Consider the following 21,090-nt stretch of genomic DNA (forward strand, 5'->3'; position numbering starts at 1 on the left):
CCTACCTGCTCGGGTCAAAAACCACCTGCTCGCGCCCTAGTGATATGTATTTGCCCGCGGAATTGGGACGGGGAATGAGCGCTTGACCCGAGAAACCTAACCGCGCTGCAACAACACCATAACCTCATAGTGGTTCGTATGCGGGAACATATCCAACAAACGCGCGGCGACCGGCTTATAGGAGGGCATGTTCGCTAGGTCAGCGGCAAGGGTTTTCGCGTTGCAGCTCGAATAAATCACGTGCTCAATCCCCGATCCCTCAACCCAGGCGCACAGCCTCTCGCCAATACCTCGCCTGGGCGGGTTCACCACCAGCATTTCGGGGGTTTCGCGGGCGTTCACGGCGAACTCGGTTGCATCCCCCGCCGCAAATTTCACGCCCTTAAGCCCCTGCTCGGCAACGGTACGCTGGGCACTACGAATCGCCTCCGCACTGATCTCGATCCCGGTGACCTCGCCGTGCATCACCTGCGCCGCGTGCAGGGCAAAACCGCCCACGCCGCAATACAAATCCCAGAGCGTGCGCGGCTGCACCTGCCCCACCCACTCACGGCCTTGCGCGTACATCGCCTGCGCAATCTGCGTGTTCGTCTGAAAGAAACTCTGCGGGCGCAGGTGCAGGCTCATGCCGTTCACGCGCATCGGCAGGGTTTGCCGCTCGGTCAGAATAATCTCTTCATCGCCCTCAATCAGCGCCACATGTTCGCGCAGCAGATTCACCGACAGCACCGCCAACTTCGGCAGACGCTCCTGCAGCCACCCCAGTTGGAGGCGAATAGGCACCAGTAGCTTCTTCGAGCGCAGCACAAACCGCACCATCAGCTCGCCCGTCTCGGATGCGGTCACCAGAATATTCTTGAGCTCACCACGCCGGGCCGGAATGTCATACGGGGTCAAATCGGCACGCTGAATAAGCTCGTGCAGCACCGGAATGGCGCGCTCAATCGGCTCAATATAGAGCGGGCATTCGCTTAAATCGGTGGCGCGCCCCGAACGATAATCCACGATACCCAGGGACGGGTTCTGCGCCGAACCGCCCACCACCAGCTTCGCCTTATTCCGAAAATGCGCCTCGTCGCTGGCGACGGGGTCCAGCCAGGTCAGGTGAGGATATGCCGCAAGAAGCCTGCGCGCATCGGCCTGTTTTGCCGCGAGCTGGGCGGGGTACGGGGTTTCGATGCTGGTGCAGGAGCGGCAAAGACTCTCACGGTAATAGGCGCATTCCATAGCCCCACCATTCTACCCTGTGGATGCGCGGGCACGGGTAACCCGCCGGATGGCACTGCCGGCGTGCCGCCAGGTGTGCTCCTTTGCCCCTGCCCAATCAAAAAAAGAGCCTTTATGTGAATAAAGCGGCGAAAACTACGCTTTATTCAAATAAAGGCTCTTTTTAGCAGGCAGGGCTGGATCGGGCGGAAAGGCTACGGTTTCTTTGCCTTCTTCTGCTGACCCGCCTTAAGCACCGACCTGTACGACCGTGCCGAGAGCACAGATGCTTCCGATAAAACCGATAACACGCTCATGAAGCTCAGGCACGAGGCAATGGACAGCGAAGAAAAAGCCGAGCCGATAGATCCGAACGAGAAAGCCGAGCCGATCGAAAACGCCGAATTTACGGAGCCAATGCTGCAGAATGAGTTCACCGACCCGATGCTCAGAAATGAATTTCGCGAGCCGATGCTCTTTGTGTTTTGGCCGGAATGGGCGGGGGCATCGGGGGTGTTTTCGGAAGATTTGGAGGTGTTGTTAGGCATCATAAATCCAGCATACCGCGCGGCTCGCCCATTCCGAACGAATTATGGGGCGCATCAAGAACACCCACGCATACGCGCGAGCAGGTGGTATTGTGCCGAAAAGGTAGGATTTTCCTACCTGCTCGGGCCAAAAATCACCTGCTCGCGGCCCTGAGAGGAGAAGAGCATAGACAAAAACTCTCCGGGGTGGGTTCCGTACCCGGCATTGTGCCGGTCAGGAACCCACCCCGGAGAGCTTCAACATACTCCCTCAGTCGGGAAACGTTACATCATGCCGCCCATCGGGTCAGCAGCAGGTGCCGCAGCGGATGCGGGCTCAGGCTTGTTCGCTACCACAGCCTCGGTGGTCAGGAACAGACCAGCGATCGATGCGGCGTTCTGCAGAGCGGAACGGGTCACCTTCACGGGGTCGTTAATACCCGCAGCCATGAGGTCTTCGTACTCGCCGGTTGCAGCGTTCAGACCGGTGCCCTCGGGCAGGGAACGAACCTTATCAACCACCACGCCGGGCTCAAGGCCAGCGTTCGTTGCAATCTGCTTCAGCGGCGCATCGATAGCCACGCGCACGATGTTCGCGCCGGTTGCCTCGTCACCCTTCAGGTCGAGCTTGTCGAAGACCTTCGCGCCCGCCTGAATCAGTGCCACGCCGCCGCCGGGGACAATACCCTCTTCAACAGCTGCCTTTGCGTTGCGCACAGCATCCTCAATGCGGTGCTTGCGTTCCTTCAGCTCAACCTCGGTTGCCGCGCCAGCCTTGAGCACAGCCACACCACCGGCGAGCTTTGCCAGGCGCTCCTGCAGCTTCTCGCGGTCGTAGTCGGAATCGGAGTTTGCGATCTCGGCGCGAATCTGTGCCACGCGGCCATCCAGTGCGGCGGCGTCGCCAGCGCCCTCAATGATGGTGGTCTCGTCCTTGGTGACAACAACCTTGCGTGCCTTACCCAGCATCTCAAGGGTTGCGGTATCCAGGGACAGACCAACCTCTTCGGTAATAACCTGGCCGCCGGTGAGGATCGCAATATCAGCCATCATAGCCTTGCGACGGTCACCGAAACCGGGTGCCTTCACGGCAACGGACTTGATGGAGCCGCGCATCTTGTTCAGCACGAGCAGAGCCAGAGCCTCGCCCTCAACATCCTCGGCGATAATCAGCAGCGGCTTGCCGGACTGCATGACCTTCTCAAGAACGGGAACCAGATCCTTCACGTTCGAGATCTTCTGGTTGACCACCAGGATGTAGGGGTCTTCCAGCACGGCTTCCTGACGCTCGGGGTCGGTCACGAAGTAGCCGGAGAGGAAGCCCTTATCGAAGCGCATACCCTCGGTGAGTTCCAGGTGCAGGCCGAAGGTGTTGGACTCCTCAACGGTAATCACGCCTTCCTTGCCGACCTTCTCCATAGCCTGAGCGATCAGCTTACCGATCTCCTGATCGCCCGCAGAGATGGATGCGGTTGCTGCGATCTCTTCCTCGGTCTCAACCTCTTTCGCGGAGTCGAGCAGGGTCTTGGTGACCTCCTCAACAGCCTTCTCAATACCGCGCTTGAGGCTCAGCGGGTCAGCACCGGCAGCCACGTTGCGCAGGCCCTCACGCACGAGCGCCTGAGCGAGCACGGTTGCGGTGGTGGTACCGTCACCTGCGATATCGTCGGTCTTCTTAGCTACCTCTTTGACGAGTTCGGCGCCAATCTTTTCATAGGGGTCTTCAAGCTCGATCTCTTTGGCGATGGAAACACCGTCGTTAGTGATCGTGGGTGCGCCCCACGACTTCTCAAGCACGACGTTGCGGCCACGGGGGCCAAGAGTTACCTTAACGGCATCGGCTAGAGTGTTCAGTCCGCGCTCTAGACCGCGGCGAGCTTCTTCATCAAAAGCAATAAGTTTTGCCATGTGGCGATATCCCTCCTGGACGTTTTGAATGGAGCGCTCAGGTTTTCCGGTCTGCCGAAGCAGATTTTGATACCGGTTTTAGCACCTGAAGGCGCCGAGTGCTAAAAACAATTTTGGCACTTGGTGCGCCCGAGGGCAAACATTTTGAGCGCCGAATTTAGCTTAATCGCCCTCAGCGCATTCTTGAGGCACACGGAAAGCCGCAATGGGGTGAACGGGTACGGCTTCAAGCGAATGCACGGAGCCAAAGCACCAGTTTCGATAGCCGAGCGATGTTATATGCGAACGCATAGGGCTCACAGGACGTTCCCGAAACTAGCGGGGATGATAAACGGTACCGCACACCGCGGTATCAAGCCAGATGATGCCGTTTAGCTGTAGTCGGCGGCAAGCACCACCACAATATCGTTCTCGCCCAGAATCGAGGCGTCTGAGCTCTCCTGAACCGTCGTGATATTCAGGGTTTTCGCAATAGCTTCGGCCTGCGACTTCTTGGCCTCGTCCTTGTAGTAGACCGTGCTGGATTCCGGCGGGGTGCCCGACCAGTTCGCGGTTTCGGTAATCGTGTAACCTTCAAGCGCGGCGCTTGCCTTGGCCGCAGACCCGCCGGGCGCGGATGCATTATAGACCGCCACGTTCGCATCCTTAGCCTGCTCGGATGCTGAGGCAGAGGGCGACGATGACTCCGAAGGCGAGGCGGGGGCGCTGTAGCTCTTGGCGCGCGCGGCGGCCTCGGGCGAGCTGCTGCGCGGGTGGTTAATGTACATAGCGCCGCCGATCACGAGCGATAAAATACCGGCGACGACAACGGGAATAATGCCTTTGGGGCTCTTGGAAGGGTCGTCAATCACACCGCGGTATGTTCCACGGCGGGCGGTATTCTCGTCGATGTCGTCGAATTCATCGTGCGGGTATTGGCTCATGACTTCCCTAGGTTGAGTAATAGATGTACCGCTCTGCGCGGTGGAGCCCTGCCAAAGCTCTCTCTTACAGGGTACCGTATGGGGCTTTATCCGTCCTGTTCAGAACGGCGTGCGCTCATGCACACATCGGTGCGGTTGCCTTTAGCTACGGTCGCGAACCTCGCGCAGGCGGTGCATCAGGATGGGTTCGGCGGCGATCACACGCTGGCTGTCGATCATGGTGTTGAGCTTCTGGTAGTAGGCGATTGGGGTGAGCCCGAGCGCGGTAATCGCCTTCTCTTTGGTGCCCTGGTACTTCCAGTGCCGTTTTTCCAGGGCGATCATGGCACGCTCTAAATCGGTGAGGGCGGATTTTCGCGTGTTCTCAGTTTTTCCGCCGGTTTCGCGGGTCTCAGAAGTGCCGGGTGCGGAAGACGCAGGCTGTGTTGTGGGGCTGGGTTCGGGGCTATCGGCGGGGACTGCCGCTGCGGGTTCGGCGGCTTCGGAGCCGCCAGCAGGCGAAGGTTCGGGGGTTTCCGAAGAAGGTATCGGCATCTGGATTCCTGACGAACATAGGTGGTCTACATGAACACTTTAGAGTATGTTGGTTGAAGTCACCGTGTTATCAGAGTCAAATTTTCTCAGGGAGTATTTTCATGACGAACCCGCCGCTGACCGACATTATGAGCGAAGACTGGGCGCAAGCCCTCGCGCCCGTCGAAGATAAAATCCACGCCATGGGCGAGTTTTTACGCACCGAACACGCGGCGGGACACCGAACTTTTCCCACAGGTCAAAATATTTTCCGCGCATTCTCACGCCCCATGAACGAGGTCAAGGTGCTGATCGTGGGGCAAGACCCCTACCCCACCCCCGGGAACGCGATGGGGCTTTCGTTCTCGGTGCAGCGGGATATGCCCCTGCCGAAATCGCTCATCAATATTTATCGGGAATTGTCCGACGATTTGGGGATCGAGCCCGCACAGCACGGTGATCTGAGCTCATGGTCCGATGAGGGCATCATGCTCATGAACCGCGTGCTCAGCGTGCGTGAAGGGGCGCCGGGGTCGCATCGTAATAAGGGGTGGGAAGAGGTGACTGAGTGCGCTATTCGGGCGCTGGCGGCACGCAATAAGCCCCTGGTCGGGCTGCTGTGGGGTGCGGATGCGCGGCGCACCGCCCCGATGCTGGAACCGTACCCGTGTGTGGAGTCTGCGCATCCGTCGCCGCTGTCGGCGCATCGCGGGTTCTTCGGTTCACGCCCGTTCTCGCGGGTGAATACGCTGCTGGTAGAGCAGGGTGCGGAGCCGGTGGACTGGACGGTCAAGTAGCGCGCATCCTCCCATCCATACCCACATAAAAAGGCTCTTTATTCCACTGTGGAATAAAGAGCCTTTGTAGCATCCCGCATCGAATGTAAGAACCACGGATGCGCTACTCGGCGGCCTCCGCAGGCACATTGCGCGGAACCGCGAAACGCTGCAGCAGATACTGCATCAGGTAGTTGCCCAACGTCACGCCCGCCGCCATCGCAATCACAATCGAAACCGCCGAAATCATGCTCTGGATGCCCCAAACCACGTTCGTCTCAACCGTCAGCAGGTACATGCCGCGGAAGAACGACAGACCCGGCAGCAGGAAGGTCAGCGCGGGAATCGAAAAAACCGCCTGCGGGGCACGCAGTCGGTACGCCACATAGGTGCTCAGCATGCCAATTATGAGGGCGGCAAGCGCCGTATTCGCACGCCCCGAATCGACCCCCACCAGGTAGGTATACAGGTGATAGGTCACCAGGGCACTACAGGTAATGAGTACCAGCCACCCCAGCTTCACGAGCTTCGTGTGCAGGGTAATCGCAAACGTAACCGTCGCCGCCAGCATGAACACCGAGAACGTAAGCGGCGAAGGAAGATCAAACCGGGTCTGCTCAATATCCAGAATCGGGCCGCCAAACAGGCTAATCGCATTCACCGCCGAGGCGATGCCGATCACCAGGCCCAAAAAGCTCATGCCCGTCGAAACGAATCTTCCCGCCGCGGTCACCGGGAAACCGTTAATCGCATCCTGAACCGCGCCCACCAGACGCGAGGTCGGCAGGAACATGATCAGCCCGGCGGCAACCACCAGAGGCGCAGAAATCGACTCCCCCGGGCGGCGAATCATGGAATGATCCCCGCCCAGCCAAATCGCCAGGAATGTCAGCAGACCCGCGCTCGCCGCCATGCGGAAAAACGTAGGCATGCCAATCTTATTGAGCCACTGAATCAGCAGGTACACGGGAATGAACACGATCGCCGCAGCGGTTGCGGTAGACCAGCTCGCCCCCAGCGCCGCCGTCAGCGTGGTTGCGCAGCCAATATTCGCCAGCCAGGTAATCAGCGGCGGATACGGTTTAGGATGGTTCGTAATCTCGCTCAGGCGAAGGTCGGCATCTTCCAGGGTCATGCCGCCCTCGGTAATATCGTGAATCAGTCCGTAGGTAGAAGCGAGCGCCTCATAATTCTCGGTAGAGGTGCGCACCACGCGCACGAGCGTATGGGTGAACCGGGAATCGGCACTCATGGTTCGCGAGCTGATGCGCGACTCCATGTAAATATCGGGGTCGGAGGTATAGTTGATGGTCACCGACTGGTTGGTGATATTGACGTCCACCGAATCGAGCCCATACGCCGAAGACACCGCGATAATCGCCGAGTCTACGTCCATCGCGTCCGCGCCATAATAGAACATGGCTTCCGCCAGGCGCAGCGTGAAATTGAGGGTGTCGCGAGCGTACTCTTTCTCGCGGTACAAGGCCTCACGTTGGGCGCGTTCTTCACGTTTGGCGCGCGGGGTAAACTGCCGCTGGGCGATGCGCGCCGCACCGCGCGGCGCCACATGTGCCACCGCTTGGCCGTCAGCACGCACGAAGGAACGTAGGGTGGTTCGCACGCCCCACCGCCCGCCCGTGCCATGCCCGGCGGGCATCGTCGTAGTGGGTACGGATACTGGGGGCGCGCTCGCCGTGGGCTCTACACCGCCGAACCGCTGTGCCGCATGGGAATTGGGCACCTGCGGGATCATGCCCGTCATGGGGACGGGCTGGGACTGGCGGTATTTAGCGACCTCCGTGACGATATTACTGGAGGTTTGCGCGGGGGGCTCCTGCGGATGCGGTATCTCAGGAGGCACGCTCTGCACCGCCTGGATTACGGGTTCTTCGGGGACTTCCTCGTAGGGTATCTCCGGCTCGTAGGACATCTGTGGAGCCTCGTCGAGAGGCATACCGGATTCGTCGACGGGAAGAAGCTGGGTGTCGTCCGTATCGGTTTCCACGCCGTGCGCCGCCGCAACCTCGTATAGCGCCTCACGCGCCTGCTCAGCCTGCTCGGCCTCCTTGCCGCTGTGGGCAAGAGCCTCACGCAGCTTGGAGTCGTGCACTTCGGAGAGAGGAACGGCGAAGAAATATCCCGGGCGGCGAATACTCCTCGCGTTCTCATCGGCTGGGTTGTAGCTGTGCTCCTCGGGGTTCTTCGCCATAGTATCCCTTGATCGTGTTGCGTGCTGGTGCGCTGTGTGTACCGGTGAGTGGCGTGGCGGTGCGGCGTTTCCTAGTAGAAGGAATAGTGGTGTTTCTTCACCCACAGGCGAAGCATCAGCCGCTCCACACCGGCGTTCCAAAGCTTATATTTGAGCTCTGAAATAGGCTGATCGTAAACGCCCACGAAGTCGGTCACGTTCTTCGTGAACGAGGTTTTGAACAGGCCCAGACCGTAGTAAGGATGTTCCTTATTCTTGAGTTCGGCGGCGGGCGGGGTGCCGCAAAAGTCATAGGTGCTGATCCCGTGCTCCTTCATGAGGTCGGTAATCGCAGTCCACTGTACCAGATGAGAGTCGCCGTACTGTTTACGGCGCGGCTTAGAACCGCCGTCTTTATAGGTGCCCTTCGTACCGTAGTTGATCACGTAGGCGCCCACGGAAGGTTTGCCGTCTTCGTAGGTGAAGTAGAGCCTGCCCTGCCCGGCGTTCTCGAAGGCCCTCCAGAAGTCGCGGTAATACTCGTAGGGGCGCAGCAGAAGCGAAACTTTGCCCTGCCCCACGGTATCCATGAGGGCATACATGGCACGCATATTTTCGTCGGTGAGCTCAACCCGTTTGACCTCGCAGCCTTCACGGGTGGCACGGCGTACAGCGTTACGTCCGCGCGAAGACAACGATTTAAGCACTTCTTCCTCGGTACCCTCGGTGGAGAGGATGGCGGTGTAGTCATTCGGCTGAATATCGGCGGTACGAATCAGCTCGGTGCCCGCAATGACCTGCTGGGCATGCTCATCCGCCACGATTTCAGGTTCGATCTTAACGGCAAAAACACCCAATTTCTGCTCGGTAATCAGGCGGCGGTTCGCCTGCAGCAGGGCGGGCAGCTCATCGGCATCATGCACCGCCGGGCCTTTGATGAAGTACCAGAGTTTGCCCAGCAGCGGAATATTCTTCTCAAACGCCAGGCTGTAGCTGGCGAAAGGCTGCCTCTCGCCATCACGATCGACGGTGCCTTCATACACGATATAGCGGGGTTTCCACCCGTAGTCGGCTTTGACTTTTGCGAATGATGCGGACTGCAGCAGATTTCCGCCGTCCGGGTTGGCGATCACGTGGGTATCCCACTCCTGAATTTCTGCTGGGGTTGCAAAACGTGCCGTAATTTCGTGCAAGGGTCTCTATCTCTCGTGGGGTGGTGGGTGTTCCGAACGTTTCTCGCCCGCGAACCTTGTGCGGTCTTTTTTTGATGCGCTCGCGGCGCACGCACGCCTTAAGTCTAACAAGAGGCACGGCGATTGGTGCATCGGCGGGGTTCGCCTCGTCTAAAAAGAGTCTTGATGCGAATAAAGAGTTAAAAACGCCGCTTTATTCGCATCAAGAGCCTTTTTATGCCCTTTCCGACCCGATCGGGCGGGCTGGGGCATGAGGTAAGGGAACAGACCGGATGCACACCCGAGCCTTAAAGCAGGTATCCCGCCGCACGTGAAGCGACGGGATACCGGTAAAGCTGGCGAGAGTCGCCGGAAGGATTACTCTTCGTCGTGGTCGGTTTCGAGAATCTTCTTCAGGGTCTCTAGAGCTTCGTCTGCGCCTTCACCTTCTGCTCGGAGCACCACACGGTCACCGTGCTTAGCACCCAAGGACATCAGGGATAGGATCGAAGCCGCATCCATTGCCTCGTCTGCGGGCTCGCCTTCTGCTGCAATGGTGACCTCAACGGGGAGGTCGCCAGCTGCCTCAGCAAAAATTGCTGCGGGACGTGCGTGCAGACCAACGCGGCTTGCAATAGTGGCAATAACCTCTGCCATGGTTTTTCTCCTTTGTGAAGGAATCGTCTGTTATCGACTCCATGTTTATCAAACAGGAGGATGCACCCCCTGTTTTCCTGCCTCAATTGTACAGTTTTACTCACCGTTTGGGGACCAATGCCTCACCCGATCTTGAAATAAACTTTCAACACCGAGTTAGCCTTTTCTCCACCGGGTTTGAGGCGTCTTCTAGAGGCCGAGCTCGTCCAGAATCGGCAGCTCAGCGCGGGCGGCAGCCTTCGCCTCGGCAGAGGAAATCTGTTCCAAAGCCTTATTGGCAATATGGCGTGCCTGCTCCAGGGTCACCGACTTGAGCACCGCCGCAACCGCAGGGATAGCACCGGCATTCATCGAGAGGGTATCAACCCCTAGGCCGACCAGCACCACAGCCAGCGCCGGATCGGCGGCGGCCTCACCGCAGACGCTCACATACTTCTTCTCGCCGGCGTTCACCGAAGCTCGCTTAGCGCCCTTGACGGTCAGCTTAATCATCTTCAGCACCGCAGGCTGCCACGGGTTGTTCAAGTGAGCCAGATCGCCCAGCAGGCGGTCTGCAGCCATCGTGTACTGGGTCAGGTCGTTGGTGCCGATCGACACAAAATCGACCTCACCCAAAATCGCTTCGGCGTTCACGGCTGCGGCGGGGGTTTCAACCATCACGCCGTGTACCGGCAGGCCGACCTCCTTGAGCATTTTCGCAAAGTTGCGAGCCTCGGAGGTGGTCGAAATCATCGGTGCCATCACCCAAATATCGGCGTCGGAATCCTCGGACGCCTGCTTGATAGCCTCCAGCTGGCGGGTCAGCACGCCGGGTACGGTCCAGTCGGTGCGGAAACCGCGCACGCCCAGCGCCGGGTTTTCCTCGGGATTCACGTTGAGGAAGGGCAGGGGCTTGTCGGCGCCCGCATCCAGGGTACGAACCACGATGTGCTTGCCGGGGAAGGCATCAAACACAGACTTGTAAGTTTCCGCCTGGGCCTCAATAGACGGCTCGGCGTCGTGCCCCAAGAAGCCAAATTCGGTGCGCAGCAGGCCCACGCCTTCAGCGTTCAGGCTGGCGGCCTTCTCAGCGGATTTGCCATCGCCCACGTTCGCGTAAAGTGGCACGCGGGTGCCGTCGGCGAGCACGCCTTTACCGTCGAAGTCGGCGATAGGTTTGCGGTTAGCGTATTTTTCGGCGGCTTCGCGGTCTTCATCGGTCGGCTCAGTATTGACGATACCCGCGTTCGAGTCCACATAGACCTCGGTGCCGTCAGGAATATCGGTAACGCCCTTCGCCGCCACAATAGCGGGAAGACCCAGGCCGCGCGCCAAAATCGCGGTATGCGCCTGCGGACCGCCGTCCGAAGTGATCAGGGCGATCACGTTCTTCGGGTCAAGGGTCGCGGTATCTGCGGGGGCAAGATCAACTGCGGCGAGCACGAAAGGCTCCTCCGCGTAGGGGATGCCCGGTGCCTGCTGACCGGTCAGTTCCGCCACAATACGGGCGCGCACATCGTGAATATCGGTGACGCGCTCAGCCATGTAACCGCCAAGGGCAGCCATCTGGTCGGCGAACGAGGTTGCTGCCTCCCAAATCGCGCGCTCAGGTGCCATCTGCTGAGTCTCAACCAGCTTTACGGCACTCTTAATCAGGGCGCGGTCGGTCGCCATCTGCGAGGTCGATTTGAGCACGGCCTTGCCGTCACGACCCGCATTTTCGGCGCGTGCGAGCAGGTCCTCTTTCACGCGAACCGACGCATCTTGAATACGTTGACCGGCCTCTTCGGGGCTTTCACCGTCTAGGCGTAGACCGGCTTTAGGCTCTTGAATAGGCTCGGGCATCTGTAGCACGGGACCAATAACGCGTCCGGCATAAACACCGACGCCTTTATATGTAGTCATGAAGTTATATCCTTCGTGTTGGGTTCTCTACAGTGTAACGCTTATGCGGCGGTCTTCGCTGGGGTCTCGGTCGCAGTCTGCCGCGACTTCGCGCCAATCGACTTCAGCAGCACATAGGTGATGGCGGATACGACGGTACCGGCGACAACAGCGAGCAGGAACATCGGAATATTGTTGCTCAAACCAATAATCCAGATACCGCCGTGCGGTGCCGGGGATGCCACATGCGCATTCATCGAAATAGCACCGGCAATCGCGCCGCCTACGATGGAGGACGGGATCACGCGCGCCGGGTCTGCCGAGGCGAACGGAATAGCGCCCTCAGAGATGAAGGATGCGCCCAGCAGCCACGCGGCCTTGCCGTTTTCACGCTCGGGCTCGGTGAAGAGCTTGGGGCGCAGGGTGGTGGCAAGCGCCATAGCCAGCGGCGGAACCATGCCGGAGATAATAACGGCTGCCATGATTTCCTTGTTCACATCGGCACCCGAAGAAAGCCCGGCGGTTGCGAACAGGTAAGCCGCCTTGTTGATGGGACCACCCAGATCGGATGCCATCATGGCACCCAGAATCAGGCCGAGAACAAGAGCGGATGCGCCAGACATGGAGGTCAGCCAATTCTGCAGGGATTCGAGAACCCACGCCAGCGGCGCGCCCAACAGCAGGTACATGATGCCGCCCGCAACGAGTGAGGTAATGAGCGGGGTAATGACCACGGGCATCATCGAACCGAGCCAGCGCGGCAGTTTGAGGGTGCCTAAACCGTAGGCAATCAGACCGGCGAGCAGACCGCCGACGATGCCGCCGAGGAAGCCAGCCTTCACGGCAACCGCGACGGAACCGGCGATAAAGCCGGGCGCAATACCGGGGCGCTGCGCCAACCCGTAGGCGATAAAGGCGGCGAGCGCGGGAACCATCAGGTCAAGACCGAACTTACCGATGGTCTGCAGAACCGCGCCCAGGTAGAGGGTCCAGTGGGTGTCTCCCAGGTTGTAGATTGTGGCGTTGGCGAGGATCTTTTCGGTATCGACATCGCCCAGGTTCGGCATGGTGATTGCTTCGAGAATGAAGCCCAGCGCCACGATAATGCCGCCGGCGGCGACGAACGGGATCATGTACGAAACACCGGTCATCACGGCCTTGTAGATGCGCGAGCCCCACGAACCTTCGGCAGCCGAGGAGGTGTCTTCTCCGCTGGATGCGGCGGCGCTCACGCGCTTGCCGTTGGGGTTTTCCGCTTCGGCGAGGGCCTCCTCAATCATGGCTTGCGGTTCGTCAATGCCGCGCTTCACGGGGGCTTCCACATAGGGCTTACCGGCGAAGCGGCTGCGGTCGCGCACGTTCACGGAGACCGCGAAAATGACGGCGTCGGCTTCATCAATATCGGCTTGGGTGAGGGTTTCGTTCCCGGAGGACCCCTGAGTCTCCACCTTGAAGTCGTAGCCGAGGTCTTCCGCCGCGTATTTGAGGGCATCCGCCGCCATATAGGTGTGCGCGATGCCGGTGGGGCATGCGGTGACCGCCACGATTTTCTTGGTGGCTGGCTTCTCGGATGCAGTTGCTTCTGCGGAGTCGGTCTGTGCCGCTGCGGCTTGAGCGGATGCGCCTGCACCCGCCTTTTGTGCGTTCGATGCTGCCGAGTCGGCGGAGGCGGGAGCCTTCTTCGGGGCGCCGGTGCCGAGCGCATCGTTCACGAGGTCTACGATTTCTTCGGGGGTTTGTGCCTCACGCAGGGAGGCAGTGAAGCTCTTCTTCATGAGCGAACGCGCCAGCGTGGAGAGCAGTTTCAGGTGTTCCTGGTCGGCACCATCGGGGGCGGCGATGAAGAAGATCAGATCGGCCGGACCGTCTTTCGCGCCGAAGCTCACGCCGGGGTTGGGTCGTGCCATCGCGAGGGTGGGTTCGGTGACCGCCGCGCTTCGGCAGTGGGGAATGGCGATACCGCCCGGGATGCCGGTGTCGGTCTTGGACTCGCGGGCTTCTGCAGCGGCGTACAGGTGATCATAGTCGGTGGCACGTGAGGCATTGACGACGGCGTGCGCAAGCTTGCTGATGACGTCGAATTTAGTCTCTCCCAGATTCTGGTCTAGGAGCACCAGCTCTGGGGTGATGAGCTCAGACATAATACCCTCCTCGGGGCGTATGATGCGGTGCGCCATGATGCCTATGCGGGCGTTTTCAGTACGCACTCAAGTGTCCGTAAATATGTTGTTTTTAGTGGTTGACCAGGCTATATGCTATATGCCTGATATGGAATATAAGCTAAATGGAAAGCTGCCTTAGGGTTACTTTCTCGGGGGTTGTCATGGCTGCCGAAGGCATTTGTGTTCCGGGTAAGGATGCTGCCGCCGAGCCATGCGCAACCGCCTGCACGAGGCATTGCTGCGGCGACTCTCCCCGCTCATAAGCAAAGAGGAAACCGGAGAGCGACGAATCCCCGGCGCCCACCGTGCTGCGCACCTTCACGGGTTCATGCTGTGCATGCCAGGCACCTTCGGCGGTCACGAGAACCGCGCCGGACCCGCCAAGGGTTGCCAGCACATAGGGAATGCCGTCATTCACCAAGGTTCGCGCGGTACGTGCAGTCAGCTCGGGGCTCGACTCCAGCTCTTCCCAGTTCTCGGCGCCGGTCAGCTGTGCCAACTCCTCAGAATTCGGCTTAATCAGCGTAGGCTTTATCTGCCCCGCAACGGTAGCGATCAGCGGCGCCTCGGAGGTATCGACGGCGATCTTGCCTTCATATCCGCTGGCGCGCAGCTTCGCACACAGCTCGGCGTAATACGTTGCCTCCAGTCCGCCAGGCAGCGAACCGGCGAGTACCACCCAATCTGCGTTTTCTGATTGGGCGATCACGAGCGCATCCAGGGCGTCGCGCAGCTCAGGGGTGAACTCGGTGCCGGGGGCGTTAAGCTTAGTGGTCGTGCCGTCCGGATCAACCACGGTGATATTCGAGCGGATAGGCTCACCCGTGGGCAGATTCGCAAACTGCACGCCGCTCGCCGCAAGGGCGGTCAGCACGGGGTCGGTAGCCTCTCCCGGAACCACTGCAACAGTAGGCACCTGAGAAGTATGTAAGGCACGCGAAATATTGACCCCTTTACCGCCGGGGTCTTGAACCGCGCCTACGGCACGCTGAACGGCGCCATGTGCCAGAGGGGAACCCAGTTCAATCGTGCGATCCAAACTAGGGTTAGCGGTGAGAGTCAGAATCATGCGATGAGCACCTCCACATGAGCGGCTTCAAGAGCCTGAGCAAGCGCACCATCGGGGGCGCGGTCGGTGATCATGGTATCGATATTCTCGAAGTCAGCAAAGCGCACGAGCGATTCCTGCCCAAACTTCGCCGAATCGCACAGAAGCACCACGCGCCGCGCTGATTTGCAGATCGCGGTCTTCACGATGGCCTCATTCATGCCGGGGGTGGAAACACCAAATTCGGCATCTATGCCGTTGGCACCAAGAAACGCAATGTCGGGACGTACCGTAGCGAAGTATTCGGCAGCACGAGCACCAATTGCCGCCCAGGTCATCTTGCGCAGCTGACCGCCCACAAGTTCGAGGGTAACCCCCTCTGCCTCAGCGAGTTTGACTGCAATGTGCAGGGCATGGGTAATAATGATGCGGTCGCTGCCGGTCTTGAGGCTAAAGTTTTCTGACCCAATATAGTCCGCCAAAATCTCAATGGTCGAGCCAGCGTCAAGAACAATCGAACCCACATCAGAGTCACGCAGATACTCATAAGCCTTCGCAGCGATGCGGCGCTTCTCGGGAGTATTCATGCCCTGACGTGAGGCAATAGAGGACTCTAGGGAGGTAGACTGCTCAACGGTAACGGCGCCGCCATGCACGCGGCGCAGCTTACCCGCTTCTTCGAGGGAGGCAAGGTCTCGTCGCACAGTCTCCATGGTGACGTCATAGCGTCGAGCGAGATCAGCACCGTTAACACGGCGTGCAGAAGATACCAGTTTCGCAATTTCGGCACGACGTTCTTCAGCAAACATATGCGCACATCACTTTCAAGGTATGGGTGTGGAGCGAACGAACCGTTCCACGCGAATTCTTAGGTCTGTATATCATGGCGGAACGGCGAATGCGTATCACCACTCAAGACAACAGTCTTGCCCTTGATTTTATGTGGGTTTATGTGGGTGCGTCAAGATAACCCACGGATAAATCATCGATTTTTTGTGAATTTACCCTCGAAACCACACTTAAGGTCAAATAATCCACAACAGACACACACTGTTCACCCCACAACACATCTAAACCCACACCGGATGCGCGGCTTCTAAACGTTCGGGCGCGAGTAGTTTTGATCTGCCTTGAATCACAAAGGTTTTCTAGTGCGTGGCGCGTTCAGGATGCGCGGGCATCCAGCGAGCGCCTAGGGCTGTCGCCATCGCCGGAGCGAAGCGAAGGCGTGGTGACTGGGTGCCTTGTCAAGCGAGTGCAAGCATCCATATCCGTGAACTACCTCTTAACCCAGCGCATCCAGAGACCATGCACACCCCAGGCGGTCAGGGAACCAATAAACGCACCCGTCCCGTTCATGAGGACGTCTATGGGGTCGCCGGTGCGTTCGGGCATCGCCGTTTGAATGAGTTCGATTCCGGCACTGACCGCTACCGCGCCCAGGGTGATCGCCCCTACCCTGCGCCACGGGCGGGCACGGCAGAACAGCAACAGCATGAGCAGAAACCCGCCGGGGGCAAACATGATGACATTCGAGAGTTGTTCGATGCTCGCATAGGTGATAAACCCGGGCAGCCAGCCCTGGGCGTGACCGGCATCGAGAAGCGAAGCCAGACGAGAGCCCGCCTCGTTATCGTCCACATGCTGCGGGGCGAACACGATCGTTGCAACGGCGGTACAATACAGCGCGAAAAGCGCCCATCCGATTACCCAGAACACTCTGCCAGATCTACCAGACAAGACGACCCCGCTCATCGAACACCTTGTTCTCATCAAAGGCAAAAAGCCCCTTAAGATCGACCTCTAAAGGCTCAGCGTTCGGCACAGTCTGCGTATGCTCGTACCCCTGCGCCGCCGAAATAGCGCGGCGAATCAGGCTCCCGTGGCTCACCACGATGATGCGCTCCCCGGGATACTGGCGCACAATCTCGCGCAGAACGCGCACGGCACGCACATACACATCGCGTTCGGTCTCTACCTGCGGATAGTAGCGGTCGGGGGCGCGGCGCTCGGGAACGGGAATATTCACGCCCTCGGCGGCACCATAATCACGTTCCACCAAGTCAGGGTAGGTTTCACTGACCGGAAGCCCGAAATCCTCGCCCACAAGCTGCGCGGTTTCATAGGCCCGCGACAGCGGTGAAGAAATCACCCGGTCATAGCTCAAACCCAGGCTGCGCAGCGTCGCCCCGGTTTCACGCGCCTGTGCGCGACCGGTGTCGTTCAGCGGAATATCGCTGATACCTTGCATGAGCTGGTTCTTATTCCACTCGGTCTGTCCGTGGCGAATCAGCGTGAGCGAACCGCCCGCCAGGTTCTTAGGGAAAGGTTCGGCGTGCAGCTTAGGCTGGCGGTTAACCAACACGTGGGCATCAATCGCATCGTCAAGATAATCGGTGGGAAGCTCGGTGAGCGAAGCATTCGGAGGAATCGGGAACATGCCGTCAATCGTCTCGTAGCCCTCATGCTCGCGGCCTTCCAGAAGCACAGTCATCGTCACCGCAATCAGCATGCCGTGGGTAGCCACCACAATGTTCTTGCCCTCATGCTCGCGGCGCACCCGGTTCAGAGCGGTCAGGGCGCGGCTCACCAGGGCCTCGCGCTCCTCAACCCCGTATTTATGCCCATCCGTGCGGGATGCCGCCACCAGCTCAGGGGTTGCAGCCTCACCCTCCAAATCACCGAATGAGCGTTCTTCTAGCCCCGCGTATGCGCCCAGATACGGCACCCCTAGTGCCTGGGCAACAATTTGCCCGCTCTCCGCCGCGCGCTCAAGCGGGGACGAAACCACACCGTCAATCTGCACGCCGCGCTGCGCCATCTCACGCAGCTGCGGCACGGCACCCCGAATCTGTTCACGCCCCGTATCGTTCAGTGGAATATCGGTTCTACCCTGAAACCGGTGATTTATATTCCAGTCGGTCTGCCCGTGCCGAAGCAGAAAAATCTTACCGGGCGTTTCAGCGTGTTCATGGTGGGTCTGTGCGTCAGTCATGGTCTTAAGTATGGCATCATCCGCACGATTTAGAGCCGTATCCCAGAACACGCCCCGCTCATCCTTAGGGATGACAACCCGCACAAAACCCGGCGTTATCGCCGCATTTTTTCACTCCGCAGACGGATAAAAACGCCCCGTCTCCCTTGGAAAAATGGATGCTATGAATACTTCTTACACCTCATACGCACCCGTTATCTCGGTGCGTAACCTTACCAAATCCTACGGACAGCACACAGTACTGCGCGATATTTCCCTCGATATTTACCCCGGCGAATCCGTGGCCGTCATGGGACCCTCCGGTTCCGGAAAAACCACGCTTCTGCACGCGCTCTCCGGCATTATTCGCATAGACTCGGGCACCATTCAGGTGCTCGGCGGCGGACCCGAAATACCGGGCGGGCGCGTTGAACTCGGCGCCCTGAGCGAAAAACAGCGCACAAGCCTGCGCGCAAACTCCTTCGGATTCATCTTTCAGCAAGGGCTTCTCATCCCTGAGCTCACCGCAGAAGAAAACGTCTCGCTCGCCGCCATGATCTCCGGGGTATCGCGCGAGCAGGCACGCGGCGCATCCGCAAACCTGCTCGCCCGGCTGGGGCTAGGCGACATGTGCGAGAAACGCATCGGCGAACTTTCCGGCGGGCAGGCACAGCGCGTGGCGATTGCGCGTTCACAGATTACCGGTGCGCCGATTACTTTTGCGGATGAACCCACCGGCGCGCTCGATAGCGTGACTGCACAAGAGGTCATGGATCTTCTGCTCACACTCGTTCCGCAGCAGGGTAAAACCCTCTTAATTGTCACCCACGATCCACAGATTGCGGCGCAATGCTCCCGCACAATCCACCTGCACGACGGGCAGATTGTGCAGGATAACCGGCAGGATCCCACCGCGCCCGGTCAGCAGAGTGGGGATTCGGTACAGTATCGGGTGCCCGCACCGCCGAGCCAGCCGGTACCCCCTCAGGATGCGGCACCCGCTCCTTCCGCACAGCCGGGTGTCTTCCAGCCTGGGAACCCCGCGGTAAACCCGCCCCAAACATACAACCGGGTTTCCGCACAGACCCAGCCGCCCACGAACGTGCGCTACTCCCCCGCGCATGCTCCGGGCACGGCGCACACCGCGGCCTCACACAACCATGCACCAGCGCCGTATAAACCCGCTCGACGCACCTTCTGGATGCGCGGCCTCCTGGGGAAAGGCGCCTAAGAATGCAAACCTTCAAACTTCTCGCGCGCCGCACCCTGCCCACCTCACAGGCGGTTCTTCCGGTGCTTGCGTTTGCCGCATCCGCGGCGCTCTTTCTGCTGATCGCCGGAGGTATTCACGCCTTCTACACCTGGCTGGGCGGGGATGCCAGCACGGCCACCTCGGTCGAGGCGGGATCCGGCACCAAAAACACGGCGCACACGATGCAGCCGCTATACCTGATGCTCGCCTGGATCAGCGGGTTCCTGCTGCTCACCCCGCTCTTCACGCTTGGCGCATCCGCAGCACGGCTCAGCGCACGCCGCCGCGACGACCGCCTGGCAACCCTGCGGCTGCTGGGCGCCTCCACCCGGCGGCTTACCCTCTACACCATGCTCGATTCCGTGATCTACGCTGCGGTTGGGTTCGTGCTCGGGTTTATCGTGTACCTGGTTCTGGTGCTACCCTTCGGGATGCTGCGTTTCCAGAACATCCCGCTGGGCCCCGAAAATATGCTGCTGCCCCCACCCATCGTGCTGGTCTGCGGGTTTGTGAGCCTGATCATCGCCGCAACCAGTTCGCTCTTTGGGCTCTCGAAGGTGACCATCAGCCCGCTGGGGGTACGCACCCGTTCGGATAAGCCATCCCTGGGTAAACGCGCCCTCATTCTGGGCTGTGCGCTTCTAGTGGTGGGCTTCATCGGGGCGATTGCCTCCCACATTATGAATCTCGCCGCTGATTCGATGGGCTCGAACGGGTTCGTGTTGGTACTAGTAACCACCATCATGTTTGGGCTGCCGATCCTGCTCACGATGCTCGCCGTAGACCTGATTGGCGGGTTCGTGGTGGGCTTGTACGCCCGCATTCGGGTTCGCACCGCCCGCACCCCCGCAACCCTGCTGGCGTATCGCTCTATTATGGAATCGCCGCGCGCCGCCTGGCGGCAGGTCTCCGGGGTGGCCATGACCACGTTTATTGCCGCTTTCGTGGGGCCGATTCTGGGCATGGTCAATTCCGCGCCGGGTGTGGAAGAAGGCTCGGCGGAGTCCTATCTTATTGGGGATATATTGCAGGGTCTGGTGCTGGTGCTGTTCCTCTCCTACCTGCTGGTGGCGCTTTCGGCGCTGCTAAACCAGTCCGCCGCTATCTATGAGCGCAGTTCATTGTATTCTTCTCTGCGGATGATGGGTACCGAAGCTACGGTGCTCAAACGTTCGAGGCGCATCGTGGTGTTTGGTCCGCTGCTGTTGGTGAGCTGTATGTCTGCGGTGGTGGCACTGCCGCTATTCGTGCTGCTGCTTGGTTCGGCGCTCACCGAGACGGGGCTGCTGTACACCGCGGCGCTGGTATTCGGTTCGATTGCGGTGGGGCTGGGATTGGTGTTTGCGGCGCTGGCGGCAACCGGGCCCGTCATGGAACAGGTCAGCCGCAAACCGGTCTCGGCGGTGTAGGATTTTCTTTTCCCTTGTCCGCGAGCAGGTGTTTTTTGTCCCGAGCAGGTAGGAAAATCCTACCTGCTCGCGGCATACACTAAGCATTAAGACTAAAACTCGAACGGGTTGAGAATATCGAGGCCCATGCCCTGAAAATCTGCAACGTTACGAGTCACCAGCATCAGATGGTGTTCTCGGGCAGTGGCGCCGATCAGCGCATCGTATTCTGATTTCTTATGCGGCACGTGGAGTTCAGCGCAGGTGAGAGCAACCTCTAAAGAAACCGGCAGGATGCGCCCGGCAAACTCCGGCGCAAGCTCATGAGAAAACCATTGCTGCAGAATCTGAGCCTGAGCCGCATCTTTACGGGCACGCCGCAGGATTCCTGTGCGAATCTCCATCATGCTAATCACGCTGATATACACGTCGTTTACGTCTACGTGTTCCACCCAACGGCGCACCGAAGGATGCATTCTGCCCGAGCGGTATTTACGCAGTTCGGAGATCACATTTGTATCGGCAAGGTACAC

19 protein-coding genes are annotated in these 21,090 nt (G+C 59.5%); 3 read left to right on the forward strand and 16 right to left on the reverse strand.

Features of this window, described 5'->3' with window-relative positions:
- Positions 1-96: 96 nt before the first annotated feature.
- The 6 genes from rlmC to HMPREF2981_RS01620 form a co-directional block, all read right to left on the reverse strand.
- Positions 97-1,227, reverse strand: a complete 1,131-nt coding sequence (gene rlmC, locus HMPREF2981_RS01600) for a 23S rRNA (uracil(747)-C(5))-methyltransferase RlmC (RefSeq protein ID WP_070660234.1) — start codon at positions 1,225-1,227, stop codon at positions 97-99.
- Between the two features lie 194 nt (positions 1,228-1,421).
- Entirely contained in the window at positions 1,422-1,754 is a 333-nt protein-coding gene (locus tag HMPREF2981_RS10835) for a hypothetical protein (RefSeq protein WP_210398808.1), read from the reverse strand.
- Between the two features lie 264 nt (positions 1,755-2,018).
- Positions 2,019-3,641, reverse strand: coding sequence for a chaperonin GroEL (gene groL, locus HMPREF2981_RS01610; protein ID WP_048751751.1), 1,623 nt, complete (start codon positions 3,639-3,641; stop codon positions 2,019-2,021).
- A 162-nt stretch (positions 3,642-3,803) separates the two neighbouring features.
- On the reverse strand, positions 3,804-3,941 hold the full coding sequence (locus tag HMPREF2981_RS10840; protein ID WP_168165918.1) for a hypothetical protein: 138 nt from the start codon (positions 3,939-3,941) through the stop codon (positions 3,804-3,806).
- 71 nt (positions 3,942-4,012) lie between these two features.
- The gene (locus tag HMPREF2981_RS01615; RefSeq protein ID WP_013397854.1) at positions 4,013-4,564 is read right to left on the reverse strand and encodes a LytR C-terminal domain-containing protein; all 552 of its coding nucleotides are present in this window, start codon (positions 4,562-4,564) and stop codon (positions 4,013-4,015) included.
- 141 nt (positions 4,565-4,705) lie between these two features.
- A complete protein-coding gene (locus HMPREF2981_RS01620; RefSeq protein WP_070660238.1) occupies positions 4,706-5,098 on the reverse strand; it encodes a DUF3263 domain-containing protein in 393 nt (130 codons plus the stop codon).
- Between the two features lie 101 nt (positions 5,099-5,199).
- Here HMPREF2981_RS01620 and HMPREF2981_RS01625 point away from each other — a divergent pair, with 101 nt between their 5' ends.
- On the forward strand, positions 5,200-5,874 hold the full coding sequence (locus HMPREF2981_RS01625) for a uracil-DNA glycosylase (RefSeq protein WP_004005592.1): 675 nt from the start codon (positions 5,200-5,202) through the stop codon (positions 5,872-5,874).
- A gap of 103 nt (positions 5,875-5,977) precedes the next feature.
- On the opposite strand, the gene HMPREF2981_RS01630 is transcribed toward HMPREF2981_RS01625, so the two are convergent.
- The 9 genes from HMPREF2981_RS01630 to HMPREF2981_RS01670 form a co-directional block, all read right to left on the reverse strand.
- Complete coding sequence (locus HMPREF2981_RS01630; protein ID WP_070660241.1) at positions 5,978-8,062, reverse strand: threonine/serine exporter family protein; 2,085 nt, start codon at positions 8,060-8,062, stop codon at positions 5,978-5,980.
- Positions 8,063-8,133: 71 nt separating this feature from the next.
- Positions 8,134-9,234 carry a lipid II:glycine glycyltransferase FemX gene (locus HMPREF2981_RS01635; protein WP_070660244.1) on the reverse strand — a complete coding sequence of 367 codons (1,101 nt, stop codon included), beginning with the start codon at positions 9,232-9,234 and terminating at the stop codon, positions 8,134-8,136.
- 357 nt (positions 9,235-9,591) lie between these two features.
- A complete protein-coding gene (locus HMPREF2981_RS01640; RefSeq protein WP_004005597.1) occupies positions 9,592-9,870 on the reverse strand; it encodes an HPr family phosphocarrier protein in 279 nt (92 codons plus the stop codon).
- Positions 9,871-10,059: 189 nt separating this feature from the next.
- Positions 10,060-11,754: a phosphoenolpyruvate--protein phosphotransferase gene (gene ptsP / locus HMPREF2981_RS01645; protein ID WP_070660247.1), complete on the reverse strand. Its 1,695-nt coding sequence runs from the start codon at positions 11,752-11,754 to the stop codon at positions 10,060-10,062.
- 41 nt (positions 11,755-11,795) lie between these two features.
- Positions 11,796-13,874, reverse strand: coding sequence for a PTS fructose transporter subunit IIABC (locus HMPREF2981_RS01650; protein WP_070660250.1), 2,079 nt, complete (start codon positions 13,872-13,874; stop codon positions 11,796-11,798).
- Positions 13,875-14,013: 139 nt separating this feature from the next.
- Positions 14,014-14,964, reverse strand: coding sequence for a 1-phosphofructokinase family hexose kinase (locus tag HMPREF2981_RS01655; protein WP_048754156.1), 951 nt, complete (start codon positions 14,962-14,964; stop codon positions 14,014-14,016).
- Positions 14,961-15,752, reverse strand: a complete 792-nt coding sequence (locus tag HMPREF2981_RS01660; protein ID WP_048779902.1) for a DeoR/GlpR family DNA-binding transcription regulator — start codon at positions 15,750-15,752, stop codon at positions 14,961-14,963. The genes HMPREF2981_RS01655 and HMPREF2981_RS01660 overlap by 4 nt, the downstream gene beginning before the upstream one ends.
- Before the next feature lie 469 nt (positions 15,753-16,221).
- A complete protein-coding gene (locus tag HMPREF2981_RS01665) occupies positions 16,222-16,662 on the reverse strand; it encodes a VanZ family protein (protein ID WP_246825196.1) in 441 nt (146 codons plus the stop codon).
- A gap of 10 nt (positions 16,663-16,672) precedes the next feature.
- On the reverse strand, positions 16,673-17,989 hold the full coding sequence (locus HMPREF2981_RS01670) for a histidine phosphatase family protein (protein WP_004005603.1): 1,317 nt from the start codon (positions 17,987-17,989) through the stop codon (positions 16,673-16,675).
- Between the two features lie 112 nt (positions 17,990-18,101).
- On the opposite strand from HMPREF2981_RS01670, the gene HMPREF2981_RS01675 reads away from it, so the two are divergent.
- Positions 18,102-19,148, forward strand: coding sequence for an ABC transporter ATP-binding protein (locus tag HMPREF2981_RS01675; RefSeq protein ID WP_004005604.1), 1,047 nt, complete (start codon positions 18,102-18,104; stop codon positions 19,146-19,148).
- 2 nt (positions 19,149-19,150) lie between these two features.
- Positions 19,151-20,578, forward strand: coding sequence for an FtsX-like permease family protein (locus HMPREF2981_RS01680; RefSeq protein ID WP_037231290.1), 1,428 nt, complete (start codon positions 19,151-19,153; stop codon positions 20,576-20,578).
- A 92-nt stretch (positions 20,579-20,670) separates the two neighbouring features.
- Here the strand turns inward: HMPREF2981_RS01680 and HMPREF2981_RS01685 are convergent, their stop codons facing one another.
- Positions 20,671-21,090 (reverse strand): type II toxin-antitoxin system VapC family toxin, encoded by a 420-nt coding sequence (locus HMPREF2981_RS01685; protein ID WP_004005606.1) that lies wholly within the window; start codon positions 21,088-21,090, stop codon positions 20,671-20,673.

The sequence above is a fragment of the Rothia sp. HMSC069C01 genome (genome assembly GCF_001814655.1).
Taxonomy (GTDB): Bacteria; Actinomycetota; Actinomycetes; order Actinomycetales; family Micrococcaceae; genus Rothia; species Rothia dentocariosa.